This window comes from Bradyrhizobium ontarionense, from assembly GCF_021088345.1.
GTDB classification, from domain to species: Bacteria; Pseudomonadota; Alphaproteobacteria; order Rhizobiales; family Xanthobacteraceae; genus Bradyrhizobium; species Bradyrhizobium ontarionense.
This window is the reverse complement of record NZ_CP088156.1, coordinates 6,555,449-6,572,896: the sequence shown is the minus strand read 5'-3', so window position 1 is coordinate 6,572,896 and position 17,448 is coordinate 6,555,449. Positions and strand designations below refer to the sequence as shown.

14 protein-coding genes are annotated in these 17,448 nt (G+C 63.1%); 6 read left to right on the top strand and 8 right to left on the bottom strand.

The window, feature by feature from the left end; all coding sequences use genetic code 11:
* Positions 1 to 34: 34 nt before the first annotated feature.
* Positions 35 to 2,662: a TIGR02302 family protein gene (locus LQG66_RS28975; protein ID WP_231319263.1), complete on the bottom strand. Its 2,628-nt coding sequence runs from the start codon at positions 2,660 to 2,662 to the stop codon at positions 35 to 37.
* Positions 2,663 to 3,758: 1,096 nt separating this feature from the next.
* Between LQG66_RS28975 and LQG66_RS28970 the strand changes: the two genes are divergently transcribed.
* From LQG66_RS28970 to LQG66_RS28955, 4 genes are all read left to right on the top strand, one after another.
* On the top strand, positions 3,759 to 4,727 hold the full coding sequence (locus LQG66_RS28970) for a hypothetical protein (RefSeq protein WP_231319262.1): 969 nt from the start codon (positions 3,759 to 3,761) through the stop codon (positions 4,725 to 4,727).
* Positions 4,728 to 4,732: 5 nt separating this feature from the next.
* A complete protein-coding gene (locus tag LQG66_RS28965; protein ID WP_231319261.1) occupies positions 4,733 to 7,564 on the top strand; it encodes a DEAD/DEAH box helicase in 2,832 nt (943 codons plus the stop codon).
* A gap of 450 nt (positions 7,565 to 8,014) precedes the next feature.
* Entirely contained in the window at positions 8,015 to 8,416 is a 402-nt protein-coding gene (locus tag LQG66_RS28960) for an NUDIX hydrolase (RefSeq protein ID WP_231319260.1), read from the top strand.
* 123 nt (positions 8,417 to 8,539) lie between these two features.
* Complete coding sequence (locus LQG66_RS28955; RefSeq protein WP_231319259.1) at positions 8,540 to 9,076, top strand: hypothetical protein; 537 nt, start codon at positions 8,540 to 8,542, stop codon at positions 9,074 to 9,076.
* A gap of 68 nt (positions 9,077 to 9,144) precedes the next feature.
* Here LQG66_RS28955 and LQG66_RS28950 read toward each other — a convergent pair whose 3' ends face one another.
* Positions 9,145 to 9,468 carry an addiction module antidote protein gene (locus LQG66_RS28950; protein WP_231319258.1) on the bottom strand — a complete coding sequence of 108 codons (324 nt, stop codon included), beginning with the start codon at positions 9,466 to 9,468 and terminating at the stop codon, positions 9,145 to 9,147.
* 563 nt (positions 9,469 to 10,031) lie between these two features.
* A complete protein-coding gene (locus LQG66_RS28945; RefSeq protein ID WP_345778919.1) occupies positions 10,032 to 10,955 on the bottom strand; it encodes a LysR family transcriptional regulator in 924 nt (307 codons plus the stop codon).
* Positions 10,956 to 11,062: 107 nt separating this feature from the next.
* Here LQG66_RS28945 and LQG66_RS28940 point away from each other — a divergent pair, with 107 nt between their 5' ends.
* Positions 11,063 to 11,767 carry an alpha/beta fold hydrolase gene (locus LQG66_RS28940; RefSeq protein WP_231319256.1) on the top strand — a complete coding sequence of 235 codons (705 nt, stop codon included), beginning with the start codon at positions 11,063 to 11,065 and terminating at the stop codon, positions 11,765 to 11,767.
* 107 nt (positions 11,768 to 11,874) lie between these two features.
* On the opposite strand, the gene lysA is transcribed toward LQG66_RS28940, so the two are convergent.
* From lysA to argH, 3 genes are all read right to left on the bottom strand, one after another.
* On the bottom strand, positions 11,875 to 13,140 hold the full coding sequence (gene lysA / locus LQG66_RS28935; protein WP_231319255.1) for a diaminopimelate decarboxylase: 1,266 nt from the start codon (positions 13,138 to 13,140) through the stop codon (positions 11,875 to 11,877).
* A gap of 423 nt (positions 13,141 to 13,563) precedes the next feature.
* Entirely contained in the window at positions 13,564 to 13,857 is a 294-nt protein-coding gene (gene lptM, locus LQG66_RS28930; RefSeq protein WP_231319254.1) for an LPS translocon maturation chaperone LptM, read from the bottom strand.
* Between the two features lie 83 nt (positions 13,858 to 13,940).
* Positions 13,941 to 15,332 (bottom strand): argininosuccinate lyase, encoded by a 1,392-nt coding sequence (gene argH, locus LQG66_RS28925; protein WP_231319253.1) that lies wholly within the window; start codon positions 15,330 to 15,332, stop codon positions 13,941 to 13,943.
* 97 nt (positions 15,333 to 15,429) lie between these two features.
* On the opposite strand from argH, the gene tlpA reads away from it, so the two are divergent.
* Positions 15,430 to 16,119, top strand: a complete 690-nt coding sequence (gene tlpA, locus LQG66_RS28920; protein ID WP_231319252.1) for a thiol:disulfide interchange protein TlpA — start codon at positions 15,430 to 15,432, stop codon at positions 16,117 to 16,119.
* A 156-nt stretch (positions 16,120 to 16,275) separates the two neighbouring features.
* Here the strand turns inward: tlpA and LQG66_RS28915 are convergent, their stop codons facing one another.
* Together LQG66_RS28915 and LQG66_RS28910 are read right to left on the bottom strand one after the other, a co-directional pair.
* Entirely contained in the window at positions 16,276 to 16,473 is a 198-nt protein-coding gene (locus tag LQG66_RS28915; protein ID WP_231319251.1) for a putative motility protein, read from the bottom strand.
* Positions 16,474 to 16,553: 80 nt separating this feature from the next.
* The gene (locus LQG66_RS28910) at positions 16,554 to 17,432 is read right to left on the bottom strand and encodes a 3-hydroxybutyryl-CoA dehydrogenase (RefSeq protein WP_231319250.1); all 879 of its coding nucleotides are present in this window, start codon (positions 17,430 to 17,432) and stop codon (positions 16,554 to 16,556) included.
* Between the last annotated feature and the right edge of the window lie 16 nt (positions 17,433 to 17,448).

Sequence of the window (17,448 nt, the reverse complement as noted above, 5' to 3'; positions counted from 1 at the left end):
GCCACCTTCCGCAGGCAACGCGGACCGCGCAGCCTCAGTACTCCTTCAGCAGCCGCTCGATGTAGTCGAGCTCGACCTGCGGCCGTGACGGATCGGCGAGACGGCGGCGCAGCTCCTCCAGGATGCGGCGGACGCGCTGGACATCGATCTCGCCCGGAATCTTCTGCGAGAAATCGTCGATGTCGCGGCCGGGATGCATCGGGCGGCCGAGCGGATCGGTCTGCTGGGCGCCCGCCTGCCGGCCGGCGCGCTGGCCCGGACCATCGCCCGGCTGGTCGCCGTCGCCCTGCTGCATCGCTTCGGCCAGGCTCTGGGCGCCCTTGCGCAACGCATCCAGCGCCTTGCCCTGCGATTCCACGGCGCCGTCAGCATTGCTGTCGCCGAGCTGACTGCCGGCATCACCCATGGCGCCGTCGGCTTCATCGAGACCATCGCCGGCATCACCCTGGTCGCCTTGGTCACCCTGATCGCCTTGCTGACCCTGCTGCCCCTTCTGGCCTTTCTGACCCTTCTGGCCTTTTTCGCCCTTCTGGCCCATGCCGCGCTTGGCGAGCTGATCCTGCAGCTGCTTCAGCCGGTCGCGCAGCGCCTGCTGGTCCTGCTGCAGGTCGCCCATGCTCTGGTCCTGGTCGCCCTGCTGGCCCTGCTGCTTGTTGCGGTTGCGGCGGGAGTCCTGGCCCTGCTTGAAGGTCTTGTCGCGGAGCTGCTGCTGCTTACGGATCATGTCGCCGAGCTCGTTGAGCGCCTGCTCCATGTCGTTGTCGCCGCCCTGGTTGGGCTGCGCCATCTGCAGGTTCTCCAGCATCTGCTGCAGCTGATCGAGCAGCTCGCGCGCGCCTTCCTTGTCGCCCTGGCGCGACAGCCGCTCCATGCGGTCGATCATGTTCTGCAGGTCCTGCTGGCGCAGGATCTTGGTGTTCTGGTCGAGCGGCCGCTGCGCAGCTTGCGGGTTGTTGCGCAGCTGCTCGGCGAGCTGGCGCATGTAGTTGTCCATCGCCCGGCGCAGGTCCTCGGCGAGCTTCTTGATCTCCTCGTCGGTGGCGCCGCGCTCCAGCGCCTGCTTGAGCGCGTCCTGGGCCGCGCGCAGCGCCTTGTCGACGTCGCTGATATTGCCGTCCTCGATGGTGACCGCGAGCGCCCACAGGCTTGCGACCACCTCGCGCAGCGCGTCGTCGGTGCGCGCCGCCTCGAGCTGACGCGTGACCGCGTGCAGGCCGAGATACTGGCCGGTCTCGGGCGTGAACAGCTCCGGCGCGATCGCCAGCGCATCGAGCGCGGTGAACACGTCGCCATTGCGGTTGCCGTCGAGCGCCAGCAGGCGGCGCTGCTCGATCAGCGCCCGCGCCAAGGGCTTGGTGAACAGCCGCTCCGGCAGCTTGGTCTCGAACGGCTCGCTCGTGCCCTCGTTGCCGGCCTCGTCCTTGGCGGTCAGCGTGATCGTCACGTCAGCGCCGGCATAGGGATCCTCGCTGAGATCCTTGACGGTCTGGCCGACGCCGTTGCGGGTGCGCGCATTCGGCAGCACCAGCGGAAACTCCGGCGGCTGGAACAGCGGCCGGGCGACAGACGCGTCCGCGGCCTTGCTCTCGGCAGCCTTACTTTCGACAGGACGCGCGACGACCCGGGCGTGGGCTTCGGTGACGCCGTAATCGTCCTCGAGCTTGTAGGACAGCTTCAGCGAGCCGCGCGCCTGCCGTTCGGGGTCCTTGGCCATGCTGATGACAGGCGGCCGGTCCGGCGTCGCCGCGAACACCCATTGCGGTTGGCCGGAGGGCGCCCGCACGTGCACGGTGCCGTCGGTCCGAATCGTGAAATGCTTCTCGGTGGTGCCTTTCGGCGCAGCCTCGCCGGCGGCGACCTCGCCGGGCGCGGCCTCGGTGACACCGCCTGACGTGATCACGTCGAGATTGCCGCCGCTGGAGCGCACGATCAGCGTGCTGCCCGCGGGCACCACGATCGGGCCGCTCGAAGGCACCGCGCCTTCCTTGTTGGCGGCGGAGAGGATGATCGGCGGCTTGGCCGTATAGAGCGGCGGCTTGACCCAGGCATCGACGCGGATCGTGACCGGCGCCAGCACGCCGTTCCAGTCGAACGCCGAGGCCACGCGCATCGGCCGCTCGTCGCCGGCCGCGACATAGGTCGCGACCAGCAGCACGATGACCAGCGCGCGGAAGGCCCAGGGATCGTGCAGCGACAGCCGCGGCCGCGGCGTGCCGGCGCGGATGCGCTTGATCGAGGCCAGGGTGCGCTCGCGCTGTGCCTGCCACAGCGCGCGGGCGATCGGATCCTGGGTGGAGAGCGTGTCGGTCAGCGCGGTGGCGGGACGATGGGCGATCCCCGAACCCCGATCGAGGCGGGCCAGGCCGTCGTCACGGCTGGGCCAGCGGAAGCGCAGCATCGGCACGGCGGCGCCGAGCAGGAGCAGCAGGAACAAGCCAACTCCGATGGCGCGGGCTGCGAACGGCAGGCCGAGCCAGAGTCCGGCCCAGGAGACGATCAGGAACAGGCCGATGACCGTCAGCAGCCGCGCGAGATGCGGCCAGCCGTGCTCCCAGGCGATGGCGAGACGCGCCCGCTGCAGCGCCTGCACCAGCTTCAGCCGCGCAAGGCCATCGGGCGTGTTGCTTGCCGGCCGCGCCGGCTCGGGGGTGACACCGCTCAACAATCCCTCCAGGTTGCCCGGATGTTCAACCTAGCACAAAGGCAGCCGTGAGGCACCCGTTCCTGCGGGACTTTCCCGCACACGGGGACGGTTCACACGGGAGTGTGACCGGCCGGGTTCCCGGAAAGCTACGGGGCGGGTGCGAGGCCTCATGGTCTGCGGGGCCTCATGGTTCGAGACGCGCCGCATGCGGCGCTCCTCACCATGAGGATGGAGCTCCGAGATCGGCGCAGCACATCAAGAAACGACCTTCGCTCCTCACCCTGAGGAGCCCGCCGCAGGCGGGCGTCTCGAAGGGCGAGGCCCGCACTGCCAACCAAGCTCGTCACAAGCACATCCGTTCTCGCGGCGTGTCTCCGCCCGAGTTTTCCAAGAAGGCGTCCCCCTCATCAGGCAGAGGGCGCAGGGAAGACCGGGCGCCGGCCGGCGCCCATGGTCCGCGTGCAACAAAAAGCACGCGGCAGAACCACAGGCTCAGCCGAGATCACCCGGCCTTCCCTGCGCGATGGTGTTGCGATTTATACGCGATCTTCCCGGGGACCGGCTTTATTGCCCCCGTCGCCGGCGATTCGTCACCGCCCGCTTGGCATCAGCACCGGGATGCCAGAACCACGCGACTTCATCGTCGCACCGGGATCGTTCGTCCGCGCGAGAGACCCGCGCTGCGACCCAATGCGCCCACCGCATCCCGCACCCGACGTCCGTGACGATCGCGAAGCGCCCCCTCTGTGGGACGGGATGCGGGGGTTAAAGCATGATTTCGGATAAAGCGCAATAGGAATATTCTGGTAGAGCGGCCGAACAGGGTCAAGCGCGCTAAGATATATGCTCGCGACATCGAGCCTCACAGATCTTGACCGCATTTCACTCGCTTTCCGGCGGGCGGCCTAGACGATCCCAAGTAACCGGCCAAGTCTCCATGATCGAACCGGGAAATTCAGCGGACAGCGCGAGCTGGCATTGACGTTCAGGCGGCTCTGGCAGGGGCATGGGCGCCGGTATCGCAGGACGGTGCAAGTCTGCGCGTATTAAAGGTGTCTATCTTGCGTGCAGCCAGACGTTGAGAGATGATCCCGAGGGGAGGCGGCGCTCAGCTATGAAGGCTGTTGCTGCCGGCAAATGGGCAATGCTTTCTTTTTGGACGCCCGAAGATTTCCGACCGAAAGTAGTTGGGCTCGATGGTCTGAACGATCATTGGGAACCAATTATCCACGATGCTCGTGAACTGGCGTTCACAAAATCCCAACGCGGCTTGCAAAATGCGGACTTTTGGGACCCTTTGCCCGCTCCTCCCAAGACCGTCAATTCCACCTCAAGCGAGCGGGAGCCAGACTGGTTTGATTATGTCGAACTTCCGCTCTTTGAGGCACGCGCTTTCGAGCACCCGTTTGGGTTACCTCGGGAGCAGGATCGTGCCGAAAGCTTGCAGGCTCGAAGGGCTCGGTGGCTCCTGAGTCTACTTGATGTACCCTCATCGATCGATCGGCGGAGATTTTTGGGTAAGTTCATCGAGCTATTTGAGCATTTCAACCACGCGAACACGTTTAAAGCAGTGTCGGACCTTGCTTTGAACGGTGCTTCTGCTGACGATATAATCACTGCGTTTCACTTAAAGCTGGCATGGGCCGAATGCCCAATATTCTGGAGCATTCGCCAATCTAAAGTTCGAGCGCCGTTCATCCCTCAGAATGGACAAGCGATGCTCACTTGGACTAAGGCCGTGCGCTTGACCATTCTATCAAAGGGGCTTCCGGCCGAGTGTATAATTCGAGACGATTGGTACGAGGAGTGGCTTGTCGTTCCATTCGGCGATCCGGCGTTTTGGTTCTTCATTGACTACGTTACGCTCCGATTGGAGGCATTCGCCGCAGGAGCACTTGAGCTCCCCGATGAGCTTAGACGGAAGGACGTGCGCAGCCTTCCGTCGCCGAGCTTTGGGGGAAATTCACTTGATGGCACGCTTTTGGGAAGTCCCTCACGGACCGGCCAGCTCGTTCGTCTAGCGACGGATGCCTGGGGGCTTTCTTGCTTGACCGACAAAGTTTCCGAGGCAGCCGCTGAGTAATTAGAATGAATGAATTGATTCCCGTTGAAGGGGCCTGGGTTTGCAGGCGATCGAATCCGGATGAAATTGGCGTCGTTGTAGCTACACGGGAGACGTCAAATCGAACGACAATCGAAGTCGACTTTGGCCCGAAGGGAAAAACTACGCTGGGACAAGACGAATGGGGATGCGGGTTTCAGATCGGGCATTGCGTCCAAGATATACCGCTTTCCGGCGTAAGGGAGACGTTGGGCGCAGGCACCGTGCTTCACGTTCGAGAGCTGGCGGCACGCTTTCAAGTATTGGTTCAGCTCCATTCTACGGGGCAGTCAATCTGGTTGCCATTTGAACGGTTGCGCAGGATCATGGATCCGGAGCTTCTCTATAGGCGCGCGGGCCCAATCGCCGAGCGGGGCGCTGAACGATTTTCGCTCAACATCATTGCGCACGCACTGAGCAAATGGAACGAAGCGACCGGCGCACTAGATCGGTTGGATGTCGATCCGCTCCCGCATCAGATATCACTAGTACATCGCATTGTGAATTCGGGCCAGACGAACTGGCTTATTGCAGACGACGTCGGCTTGGGAAAAACCATCGAGGTCGGGCTGCTCCTCGCCGCACTTGAGCGGCGGCAAAATCTGCGGCGAATCTTATTCGTTGTTCCGTCGGGTCTGACGCGACAATGGAAAGAGGAAATGCTGACTAAGTTCGATCGTCGTTTCCTTATCTTCGGTACAGATTTCCGGATATCTGATCACAAGGAGTGGGGTCTTTTCGAGAGGGTCATTGTATCTCTTGACTTAGCGAAACCGCGTCAATCCGACGACGACGGCACAAGCGATTCGACCTCATTCGGAATGTTGCTGGCAGCAGGGGTGTGGGACTTGATCGTTTTCGATGAAGCCCATCGGTTGGCACGAGATGACAGAGGTCGGTCGACGCTCCGATACAAGTTGGCGCAAGCCTTGCGAGCGAAGACCGACAGGCTCATCCTGCTGACCGGCACTCCGCACCAGGGCGAAACTGGAAAGTTTCGCAACCTGCTGACGCTCGTTCGGCCCGATTTGAGTGCAGCAATAGATGAGATTGAAACGGAACCAGACGTCGTTCAAGAAATAGTGCTCCGAAACCGAAAGATCGATGCGGTAGATCTCGACGGTACCTTTCTGTTCAAAGGGGTGATCGTAAGGCGCGCAGCTATCGATCACGACCCCGAATTCGAGGCCTTAGAGCGCCAGCTTCAAGACTACCTTCGGATGGGATATCGAGCGGGCGATTCACTGGGCGGCGCCGAGGGCCGTGCAATAGGTTTCGTCATGACCATCTACCGAAAGATGGCGTCGTCATCGATAGCTGCGCTGTACATTGCATTGAAGAACAGGCTTGAACGACTAACCGCTCAAAATGACGCTGAAAGCCTACTATATCCTGAGCAGGACGATGAAGAGACCGACGGGGACGACCAACTGGAGGAACGATCGCGCGGACCAGGGCGAGCGCCATTCTTCGAGACCGAGACGCAGTGTTTGCGAGATCTAATGGCGAAGGCCGCCGAAGCTATGAGGAACGACAAGAAGGGCGACGCTTTAGTTTCATTAGTTTGCGATATCGTCGTCGCGCAGAAGAAGAAGGTCCTTATATTCACGGAATATCGATCGACTCAAGCCTACCTTATTTATCGGCTAAAGTCTGCCGTCGGCGAGAAGCCGGAGATCATCAACGGCAGTATGACAGTGGAAGAGAAGAGAAACGCCATCAGGGCGTTCGAAAGCGAAAATCCGATTTTGATCTCGACTGAGGCGGGCGGCGAGGGTCTTAATCTACACAAAGACTGCCACATACTCATCAACTACGATTTGCCGTGGAATCCCTCGCGGATTTCCCAACGCATAGGGCGGCTCTATCGTTACGGCCAAAAGCAAAAAGTCGTCGTTATAAATTTTCTTGCTCGCGACACGATTGACAACGAAATCGTCTCTATTTTGTTTGATCGACTCGACATCATAGTCAGAGAGATGGCGACCGTGGGGCCTGAGTTTGACGAACGCTATGCCGCCGACATTCTGGGAGAACTGTTAGAGCGAATTGATATTTCGATGCTTTTGGAGGAAGCCCAGGGTGGCCGGGTCGACCGTACTCAAGATCGGATAGACGACGCCTTGAATCAGGCGAAGCGAGCAAAACTGATCCAAGATGACATTCTAAGCTTTGCTACATCTACGGGGTCTCCTGATCTAGAATCATTGGGGCAATACACGACGGCCGATGTCGCGACATTTATAAAGCGATCGGCTCGGTTCTTTGAGATCGAAGTTGAGGAAAGTGGCGACGAAGAGCGCTTCACGATGCGGCTCCCCGCTCACATGAAAGGTAGATTTGCTGAGTTTGGAGGCAGAACGGTTGTAAGCGCAACAACCCGACGAGCGGCATGGAGTCGGGGCGACCAGATCCTAATCGACTTTTCAACCGAATTTCTGAATTGGCTCGTCGATAACGTTACAGCGGAACAATTTAACGGAAGTTATTCGGTGATCGCTAGGCGCGAAACTGCCGAGTTCGTTGCCGCGTTTCTAGCTAGATTCCAAAATGACCAAGGCCATACGCTAGGCGAAAAATTAATCGTGTTGACGCAGGATCCAGGGGCAGCCCCCGTAGTGAACACAAGCATCGTCAGAAAACTACTATTCGCGCCTGGCGAGGATGCAGCACCGAAGCTGCGTGATCCTGTTGAGCGGAAGCGGCAGATGGACCTCGCGCGGGACCATGCTGAACTCCTGATGGCTCAGGAACTGACGCGGTTTAAGCATCCGAACGATCTGGTCACTCTAGCGGCCGGTGAATTTTCGTCCTCCTGAGGAATCTCGTAAGAACAAACAGCGTTATAGCTATTGCGATTGTCGAAAGTCATCCAGGCATTCAGAGACCGGAATTGCTCCTGACAAAAGCAGATGATTCCTCGCGCAGATGTAGGATTGCGTGACGCTGCAGAAAATTCGTGGCTAGCGCTACCTATAGCCGTTCCCCCCCTCACTCCGAGCGGCAGTAGGGAATGACGTTGCAGTCCCTCATCGTCACCGCCACGCCGCGGCTTTCGCCTTCGGCTTGGCTCGGAATTACGGTGACGCTGAATTTTTCTCGGCCCGCTCGGATGGATGAGGCGGACAGGCACTTGACTGCACTGCGTCAGAATGACGAAATCGGGCAGTTGAGTGCGCCTAGACCTCCGAAACTGCCAAGGCCTCCCAGATCAATTCTGCTACGATGCGCCTCAGCGACGACATGGATTTGGTTGCTGGCACATGGCGATGAACGAGCCTCGGTTGGGCTGCGGTGTTGTGATCGTTGATGGCGGGGCGATCCTGCTCGTCCAGCGCCTTCGCGAACCGGAGGCCGGCTGCTGGGGCCTGCCGGGCGGCAAGATCGACTGGCTGGAGCCGGTGGAGGACGCGGTCAGGCGTGAGGCGACAGAGGAGCTCGACATCACGCTTGGCGACCTCAGGCTGATCTGCGTGGTCGACCAGATCGACCGGCTGAGGGGCGACCACTGGGTTGCGCCGGTCTATCTCGCCTCGGGCTTCAAGGGTGAGCCGAGGCTGGTCGAACCCGACAAGCACGCCGCGTTCGGCTGGTTCGCCTTGCACGCGCTTCCGAATCCACTCACTCTTGCAACGCAGCAGGCCGTGCAGGCCCTGTCCCGCGAGCGCTGAGTCGGGGATGACGTAACAGTGCCCTCAAGTCCTGGGTCTCGCTGCGTTGGCCTTTTATCAGGCGCACTGTCACCATAGGCAATGTGCATAACCAGGTGAGCCGGGAGCATCATCGCCATGCACATGTCGATCGCGCAGTTGGCGCTTTGGCGGAAGAGGATCGCGGCGCCGATGCGCGCTCTGATCGGCCTGCTGACCTGTGCCATGCTGCTCGCCTGGCCGGCGCGCGCGCCGGCGGCAGAAGCCGGAGGTGGCGCCGCCGTCGAAATTCGCAACGGACCGACGCCCAGCGAACTCGAACTTCGCGCCCATGGGACGGTCGAACTCGCCTCCGAATTGATCGTTGAGGAGCAGCGCGCCGACGGCACCTTCGCGCGCGCTCAGGATCTCGATCGCGACTCGCTCAGGCTCGTGGCGTCGTGCGACCGGCGGCCCGGCACATGCGTGACAATCGACGAACGCGGCCTGCGGCCGGTGCCCTGGAGCGGCATGTCCTGTTCGTCCCAATGCGGCCGGGACTGCGACAGGAACTTTCCGATGTACGGCCGATTCCGCTTCGTGGTGATGTCGTGCGACGGCGGGACGAGGTTCGAAGGCCCGGTCTTCGAGCGGCCTCGGCCTCACCGATTCATCTCACCACCTCCGGCCTCTCGCGAATGACTGGTCACCGTGAAGGTGTGCCCCTTCGCTCGGAGCAGCAGTGGGAGTTGCGATGCAGTCCATCATTATCACCGCAACGCCGCGGCTTTCGCCTTCGGCTTGGCTCGGGCCGGCTCGGCCGTCAGCCGGATTCCCATCGCGGCGATGATCCGCAGGACGGTTGCGAATTCGGGGTTGCCGTTCTCGCCGAGCGTCTTGTAGAGCCCCTCCCTGGTCACGCCGGCGGCCTTTGCGACCTGGCTCATGCCCTGCGCCCGGGCTACGAGATTGAGAGCGTCGCGGACCTCTGTGGGATCGCCATCGGCGAGCACGATGTTGAGATACTCCGCGCGGGCGGCCGCTGTGCGAAGGTGCTCGGCGGCGTCAAACTTCTTCAGCTTGCTGACCTTCATCCTCAGTCCTCCAATGTCGCTGCGACGTCCTGGGCCTTCCGAATGTCCTTGTCCTGGGTCCTTCCCTGAATTGAACCGCTGCGAACCAATGTTCTCGACGCCGCTCTTATTGCGACACCCATTTCGGTCGTGTTGCGGTGAGAATCGACCTCATCTCGTCATCGATCTGCGCCGCAGATGAATCTCCGTCCGGGAAAATCGTAAGCGCCCCAACGGTGGTAGCCTCGCGCAGTGACAAAAAGAACGCCTCCAAGCAATCGCGTGAAGACGAAAGTTGGTATCGAGGGCATCCAGGTGGCGACCAACCATCAACACAAGCTGCGATGCGGTAGCACCGGCCTCGGCTGCCTTACGCAGCTCTCGAACCAGGGCATCGTCAAGACTCATCCTACTACTTTCCGGTTGCCGTGAATCTGCATGAAAACGGCTGCGTGGAAGCGGTTAAACCGTCGAGCCGCCAGGTTGCAAAGACTTGCCCCTCACAACCACGGCGCCGGCGTGTCCATCGCGATCAGCGCCTCCACCTCGATCCGCGGCCGATCACGGCGGCCTGATCGTTCCCGCTATTGAGCTTCGACATAGCGGATGATGCTCTGGTTCTGGACGTTTGCGATCAATTCGTCAGCGCGAGACAACAGCCTGCGGAGCAAGGGGGACGCATTGGCCTGGTTGTATCCCAAGGCCAGATCGACCGTCGGCGTGCCCCCCTCGAGCGCTCGGGCGACGACGTTGGGGGCCAGCATGTTCTGCGCATAGAGGGGGACGAGGCTGATTCCGCCCGTGGACGCGACGAGCGACATGGCCGACGAGATGTTCTCGCCTTCGTATTTGGGCTTGAGGGTGATGCCGACCCTCGATGCGTAGTCCAGGATGACGGCTTGCAGGACCGGGGAGGTTCTCGCCGAGCTGACGTAGATTTCTCCGGCAAGATCCTGCGGCCGAATCTTCTTGCGCGACGCCAGGCGATGGTCGGCCGGCAGCACGGCGATCAAAGGCTCCTTCGCCAGCGTCTTATAGATGAGACCCGCACTGTCGTTCTCGGGCCGAAGGAAGGCGATGTCCAACTGCCCTCGCATCAAGGCCAGCGCGAGCTCCGGGGAGGACTGCGTACACAGCGTGACCTCGACCTCCGGCGCTTCCTCGCGGAGGATGCGCAACAGGTGCGGCAGCCACATGACCTCCAGTCCGACCAGGAATCCCATCGACAGGAGCGGTCTTTGCGGCTGGGCTGTCCGCCGGGCGCCATCCGTCGCCGCCTCGACCTGCAGCAGCGCCAGCCGTGCGTGATCGAGAAACACGCGTCCGGCAGGGGTGAGCGCCACGCCGCGCGCCTGGCGCTCCAGCAGCTGCACGCCGACTTCGGTTTCCAGATCGCGAATCTGTCGGCTCAACGACGGCTGCGAGGTGTTCAGTCGCCGCTGGGCAGCGGTCAACAAACTGCCTTCCTCCGCAACCGCAACGAAATAGCGCAAATGCCGGAGTTCCATCCGTCCTCTTATATCTTCAAGGCATAGCTCGGAACCTACAAGGTCTTGGTCATCGGCAAAAGCAGGATTTACCGTCGCGCCGTTTCAACCAAAAAGGGACAACAACAATGGCAACGACGTCCAAACCGAGCATCGTCTTCTGTCACGGCCTCTGGGCCGACGGCTCGTGCTTCAGCAAGGTGATCCCCGCCCTGCAGGCCGATGGGCACGAGGTGATCGCCGTCCAATACGGGCTCAACAGCTACGCGGATGACGTTGCGACCGTGAAGCGCACGCTGGGGCGGGTCAGCAGCCCCGCCATCCTTGTCGGTCACTCCTACGGCGGGGCCACCATCACGGGCGCAGGGACGGACGAGCGCGTCGCCGGTCTGGTCTATATCGCCGCCGTCGCGCCTGACGTCCACGAGACCGTGCAGAGCGAGCTCAACAAATACCCGACCGAAATCTTTTCCCAGATCGAGGTCGCAGGCGGACGTGTCTGGATCAAGCCGGAAGGCACCAAGTATTTTGCGGGAGACCTTTCCGAGCAGGAGCAGAAGCTGGTGTGGGCGACCCACTACCCGCCCGCCTCCGACCTGCTCGAGCAGCAGGATCTCGATCAGGTCGCCTGGAGGTCGAAACCGAGCTGGTTCATCCTCGCTCAGAAGGACCAGACCGTGCATCCAGATCTTCAGCATTTTCTGGCGAAACGCATGAACGCGACCGTCGTCGAGACCAACAGCAGCCACGTCATCATGCTGTCCCAGCCTGCCGTCGTCATCGACGTCATCCGCAAGGCCGTTGCGGCCGTTCAGAAAGGCCAGTCGAAGTAGCGTTTCGCTCGCGAGGGAGATGCCGTTTGCAATGCGGCTTCTCCTTTGTCTGCGTCAGACCGTGTGAGATCGACCGGACGGGAGCCGCCCGGCCGATCGCCCCGTCCTCACAACCAGGGCGCCGGCGTATCCATCGCGATCAGTTGCTCGACCTCGATGCGCGGCCGGATCACGGCGGCCTGGTCGCCCTTGACCAGCACCTCAGGGACCAGCGCGCGGGTGTTGTAGGTGCAGGCCTGCACCGCGCCGTAGGCGCCGGCGGTCATGATGGCGAGGAGGTCGCCGGGCTTGGGCTCGGGCAGCGTGCGGTCCAGCGCAAGGTAGTCGCCGCTCTCGCAGACCGGGCCGACGACGTCGGCCACGAACGATGCAGCGCCAGGCGCCGGCTGCGTCACCGGCAGGATGTCGTGATGGGCCTCGTAGAGCGTCGGGCGGATCAGGTCGTTCATCGCGGCGTCGATAATGACGAAGTTCTTGGCCTCGCCGTGCTTCACATAGATCACCCGGGCGACGAGGATGCCGGCATTGCCGACGATCATGCGGCCGGGCTCGAACATCAGGGTGCAGCCGAGATTGTGCGAGATGCGCTTGACCATCGCGGCATAGGCCGCGGGCTCCGGCGGCACCGCGCGGTCCATGTGATAGGGGATGCCGAGGCCGCCGCCGAAATCGACATGGGAGATGGTGTGACCGTCGGCGCGCAGGGTCTGCACGAACTCGGTGAGGATGCGAAACGCCGTCTCCATCGGGCCGAGATCGGTGATCTGGCTGCCGATGTGGACGTCGACGCCGGTGACCTCGATGCCCGGCATCTTCGCGGCGCGGGCGTAGACGCGGCGCGCGTGCTCCAAGGGAATGCCGAACTTGTTCTCCGATTTGCCGGTCGAGATTTTTGCGTGGGTGCCGGCATCGACGTCGGGATTGACGCGCACCGAGATGCGCGCCGTGTGGCCGGTCTCGGCCGCGAGCCGCGCCAGCAGGTCGAGCTCCGGCTCGGACTCGACGTTGATGCAGTGGATGTCGGCTGACAGCGCGGCGCGCAGCTCGGCCTCGGTCTTGCCGACGCCGGAGAACAGGATTTTCCGCGAGGGAATGCCGGCCGCGAGCGCGCGCTTCAGCTCACCGCCGGAGACGACGTCGGCGCCGGCCCCACACTTGGCGAGGGTGCGCAGCACCGACTGGTTGGAATTGGCCTTCATGGCGTAGCAGATCAGCACGTCCTGGCCTGCGAAGGCGTCGGCGAACACGCGGTAGTGCCGCTCCAGGGTCGCAGTCGAGTAGCAGTAGAACGGCGTGCCGACGCGGGCGGCGAGCTCGGTGAGATTGACGGCCTCGGCGTGCAGCACGCCGTCGCGGTAGTCGAAATGATTCATGGGTCTGATCCGCGCACGGGGCCGCGAGAGATGTTGATTGTGGCGGCGAATTGCCGGGAAATGGAGGGGATTGTCAATTGACGCGGCCGCCCTCGCATCCGGGCCGGGCGATCGCATTCGATGTCGTTCCGGGGCGCGCGGAGCGCGAGCCCGGAACCCATAACCACAGGATGCCGTGTGGGGCACGCTCAGGGTTGGCAGCGCGCCACGCGACTTCGTCCTGGGGTTATGGATTCCGGGCTCATTCGCGCTGCTTCAAAATGGCTGCGCCATTTTGCGCGCGAATGCCCCGGAATGACGAAGCCATTGGGACCGGCCTCCGGGACATCGAAGGACGGTGACCGCCCCGCCCGTCGAGCACCAGCCATCGGCGACAACCCTATCGCTCTGCGTCAGGGAGACCCGTCGAGCCGAAGCGCTGGCCTATTTGCTGTCGAGCAGCGGGTCGAGGATGAAGGGCTTCTTGGTGCCGCGGGTGGCGGCGGGGGCGGAGTCGGCGCCATAGCCGGAATTGAACAGGCCGGGCTTGTTCGCGGCGTCCGTGGCGGTGTCGGCGGGAGCGGCCGACATCTGCGGCGCCGGCGGGGAATTGGCCGGCAGGTCCAACGGGCCCTTGCGCCCGCAGGCGGCGAGCGAGAGGGCGGCAGCCCCCACGACGAGAAGGGTCCAGGCTTTGGACATCGGACGGCGACTGCGATTCACGTGTGAGATCCCCATGCGGGCGGCACCATACAGAGATTGACCGGATATGACGAGTGCCGGAGTGCCACGCCAAGCCGGTCAAATTCTGTCGACCGGCCCTACTTTCGCTGTTTTTCCAGCCGCTTCAGCCAGCCCTTGGCCTGGGCCAGAACGTTCTTCGGCGCGGTGCCGCCGTAGCTGGTGCGGCTCTTCACGGAAGACTCCACCGAGAGCACGCCGAGCACCTCGGCTGAGATCTTCGGCTCGACCTCCTGCATCGCCTTCAGCGGCAGCTCGTGCAGCGCCACGCCCTGCTTGGCTGCGAGCGCCACGATCCGCCCCGTGACGTGGTGGGCCTCGCGGAACGGCATCTTCAGGGTGCGCACCAGCCAGTCGGCGAGATCGGTCGCGGTGGCATAGCCCTCGCCCGCGGCCGCCTTCATCCGCGCCTCGTCCGGCACCAGGTCGAGCGCCATGCCGGTCATGGCGCGGATGGCGAGCGACAGCGCCGCGAACGCCTCCATCGCCCCCTGCTTGTCCTCCTGCATGTCCTTCTGGTAGGCGAGCGGCAGGCCCTTCATCACGATCAGGAGCCCGTTCAGCGCGCCGATCACGCGGCCGGTCTTGGCACGCACCAGCTCGGCGGCGTCCGGATTGCGCTTCTGCGGCATGATCGAGGAGCCGGTGGTGAACTTGTCCGACAGCTTGATCAGGCCGACCAGCGGCGAGGTCCAGATCACGATCTCCTCGGCGAAGCGCGACAGATGCACCGCGCAGATCGACGCCGCCGACAGCGTCTCCAGCACGAAATCGCGGTCCGACACGGCGTCGAGCGAATTGGCCATCGGCCGCTCGAAGCCGAGCGCCTCGGCGGTGGCGTGGCGGTCGATCGGGAACGAGGTGCCGGCGAGCGCGGCAGCCCCCAGCGGCGATTCATTGAGCCGCTTGCGGGCATCGAGGAAGCGGCCGCGGTCGCGCCCGGCCATCTCGACATAGGCCAGCAGGTGGTGGCCGAAGGTGACGGGCTGGGCGGTCTGCAGATGGGTGAAGCCCGGCATCACGGTCGACGCATGCTCGAGCGCGCGCGTCGCCAGCGCGTGCTGGTAGGCGGCGAGCGCCGCATCGATGTCGTCGATGATGTCGCGCACGAACAGGCGGAAGTCGGTCGCGACCTGGTCGTTGCGCGAGCGCGCGGTGTGCAGCCGCCCCGCGGCCGGCCCGATCAGCTCGCCGAGCCGGCTCTCGACGTTCATGTGAATGTCTTCCAGGGCCCGCTTGAACTCGAACGAACCCTTGGTGATCTCTGACAAAATCGTGTCTAGACCCTTGCCGATATTTTTCGCATCACCGGCCGTGATGATGCCCTGAGCGGCGAGCATCGCGGCGTGTGCCTTGGAAGCGGCGATGTCCTGTGCGTAGAGGTGGCGATCGACGTCGATCGAGACGTTGATGTCCTCCATGATCTCGTCGGGACGCTCCGAGAACCGTCCGCCCCACATCGTGTTGCTCATGCCTGAACCGCTCTTAAGACCTTGCTGACCGCCACTGGATGGGACACACCGTCCGCGCCCCGAAACTCGCGCTCCTGATAGCCGCAACCGACCCGAGATGACAAACGATAAGCCAGACCCGTCCCCTGCCCGCCCCGCCGGCCCGCGCCGTGCGCTGCTGGCGGCCGGTGCCGTAGCGGTCGTCGCCGTGGCCGGCATCGCCGCGGTGACCTTCGGCGGATCGCTGAAGGGACGGCCGGCGGGCGACCAGGCCTGCCAGGCGGCGGTCGCTACCGCCGCGCGGATCGCGCCGCTGATCAAGGGCGAGGTCGCGGCGCTGACGGCCGCAACGGCGCCGCTGCGGCTGCCTGACTTGGCGTTCGAGGATGCCGGCGGCGCGCCGAAGAAGTTGTCGGACTTTCGCGGCAAGACGGTACTTTTGAACCTCTGGGCGACTTGGTGCGTGCCCTGCCGCAAGGAGATGCCGGCGCTCGACGGGCTGCAGGCCAAGCTCGGCAATGACGGTTTCCAGGTGGTCGCGGTCAACATCGACACGCGCGATCCCGAGAAGCCGAAGGCGTTCCTCAACGACGCCAAGCTCACCCAATTGGCCTATTTCAGCGACCAGAAGGCCAAGGTGTTCCAGGATCTCAAGGCGGTCGGCCGCGCGCTGGGCATGCCGACCTCGGTGCTGGTCGACGGCAATGGCTGCGAGATTGCGACCATCGCAGGTCCCGCAGAATGGAACAGCGACGACGCGGTCAAGCTGATCCAGGCGGCGACCACGAAGGCCGCCGCGGGACTGTAGGTCGCCCCCTCACCACGGCCGTCATTCCGGGGCAGCCCGTCAGGGCTGAACCCGGAATCTCGATGTGAGTGCGACAAGCTCCAGATTCCGGGTTCGATGCTGTCGCATCGCCCCGGAATGACCGCGGATTAAGGGCGGACTTCGACGCCGCAAAACTCAGGCGGCGATGTTGAGGTTGCCGCCGACGCCGGGGCCGGCATTGGCGAGCGACAACGTCTGCTGCGCGCCGCCGAGCAGCGTCATGACCGCATCCTTCTGAGCGTTCAGGTTCTGCTTCATCACCGACGTGGCGACCTGCTGCTGGGTCGCACTCGCCTGCTGCGCCATGACCGCAGCCACCAAGCTCATATCCATACGCACTTACCTCTCTGAGGGCCACGCTAGCCGAGGAGCCTTAACGAAGCGTATCGATACATAGCCCGGGAGCGGTAGATTTAGCGCGTCGGCACCGGCTTGGGGCCGCGATAGTCGTAGAAGCCGCGCTGCGTCTTGCGACCGAGCCAGCCGGCCTCGACATATTTCACCAGCAGCGGGCACGGGCGGTACTTGGAATCGGCCAGCCCCTCATGCAGCACCTGCATGATCGACAGGCAGATATCCAGGCCGATGAAATCGGCCAGCTCCAGCGGGCCCATCGGGTGATGGGCACCGAGCTTCATCGCCGCATCGATCGCCTCGACGTTCCCGACGCCCTCATAAAGCGTGTAGATCGCCTCATTGATCATCGGCAGCAGGATGCGATTGACGATGAAAGCCGGAAAGTCCTCGGAGACCGCGACCTGCTTGCCCAGCCTGCGGACGAACTCCTTGGCCGACTCGAAGGTGGTGTCGTCGGTCGCGATGCCGCGGATCAGCTCGACCAGCTCCATCAACGGAACCGGGTTCATGAAATGGATGCCGATGAAGCGCTCGGGCCGGTCGGTGCAGGCGGCGAGCCGCGTGATCGAGATCGAGGACGTATTGGAGGCGATCACCGCCTCCGGCTTCAGGACTGCGCACAGATCGTGGAAGATCTTGCGCTTGACGTCCTCCTTCTCGATCGCCGTCTCGATGACGAGGTCGCAATCGGCGAGACCGTCGAGGCTGTCGGTCAGCGTGATATGGCCGAGCGCCTGACCGCGCGCCTCGTCGGAGATGATCTTCTTGGCGGCCTGACGGGTCAGATTGCCGTTGATGGTCGCCATCCCCGACTTTAACCGATCGGCGGAGACGTCGTTGAGCACCACGTCGAGCCCGGCCAGCGCGGCAACGTGCGCGATGCCGTTCCCCATCTGTCCCGCGCCGATCACACCGAGCTTGTTGATCTGAGCCATGTTGTCATCCACCGGA

What these genes read in the sequence shown, in the direction of transcription:
- LQG66_RS28970 (WP_231319262.1), top strand. Translation starts at nt 3,759, where the DNA reads ATGAAGGCTGTTGCTGCCGGCAAATGGGCAATGCTTTCTTTTTGGACG.
- LQG66_RS28965 (WP_231319261.1), top strand. Translation starts at nt 4,733, where the DNA reads ATGAATGAATTGATTCCCGTTGAAGGGGCCTGGGTTTGCAGGCGATCG.
- LQG66_RS28960 (WP_231319260.1), top strand. Translation starts at nt 8,015, where the DNA reads ATGAACGAGCCTCGGTTGGGCTGCGGTGTTGTGATCGTTGATGGCGGG.
- LQG66_RS28955 (WP_231319259.1), top strand. Translation starts at nt 8,540, where the DNA reads ATGTCGATCGCGCAGTTGGCGCTTTGGCGGAAGAGGATCGCGGCGCCG.
- LQG66_RS28950 (WP_231319258.1), bottom strand. Translation starts at nt 9,468, where the DNA reads ATGAAGGTCAGCAAGCTGAAGAAGTTTGACGCCGCCGAGCACCTTCGC.
- LQG66_RS28945 (WP_345778919.1), bottom strand. Translation starts at nt 10,955, where the DNA reads ATGGAACTCCGGCATTTGCGCTATTTCGTTGCGGTTGCGGAGGAAGGC.
- LQG66_RS28940 (WP_231319256.1), top strand. Translation starts at nt 11,063, where the DNA reads ATGGCAACGACGTCCAAACCGAGCATCGTCTTCTGTCACGGCCTCTGG.
- lysA (WP_231319255.1), bottom strand. Translation starts at nt 13,140, where the DNA reads ATGAATCATTTCGACTACCGCGACGGCGTGCTGCACGCCGAGGCCGTC.
- lptM (WP_231319254.1), bottom strand. Translation starts at nt 13,857, where the DNA reads ATGGGGATCTCACACGTGAATCGCAGTCGCCGTCCGATGTCCAAAGCC.
- argH (WP_231319253.1), bottom strand. Translation starts at nt 15,332, where the DNA reads ATGAGCAACACGATGTGGGGCGGACGGTTCTCGGAGCGTCCCGACGAG.
- tlpA (WP_231319252.1), top strand. Translation starts at nt 15,430, where the DNA reads ATGACAAACGATAAGCCAGACCCGTCCCCTGCCCGCCCCGCCGGCCCG.
- LQG66_RS28915 (WP_231319251.1), bottom strand. Translation starts at nt 16,473, where the DNA reads ATGGATATGAGCTTGGTGGCTGCGGTCATGGCGCAGCAGGCGAGTGCG.
- LQG66_RS28910 (WP_231319250.1), bottom strand. Translation starts at nt 17,432, where the DNA reads ATGGCTCAGATCAACAAGCTCGGTGTGATCGGCGCGGGACAGATGGGG.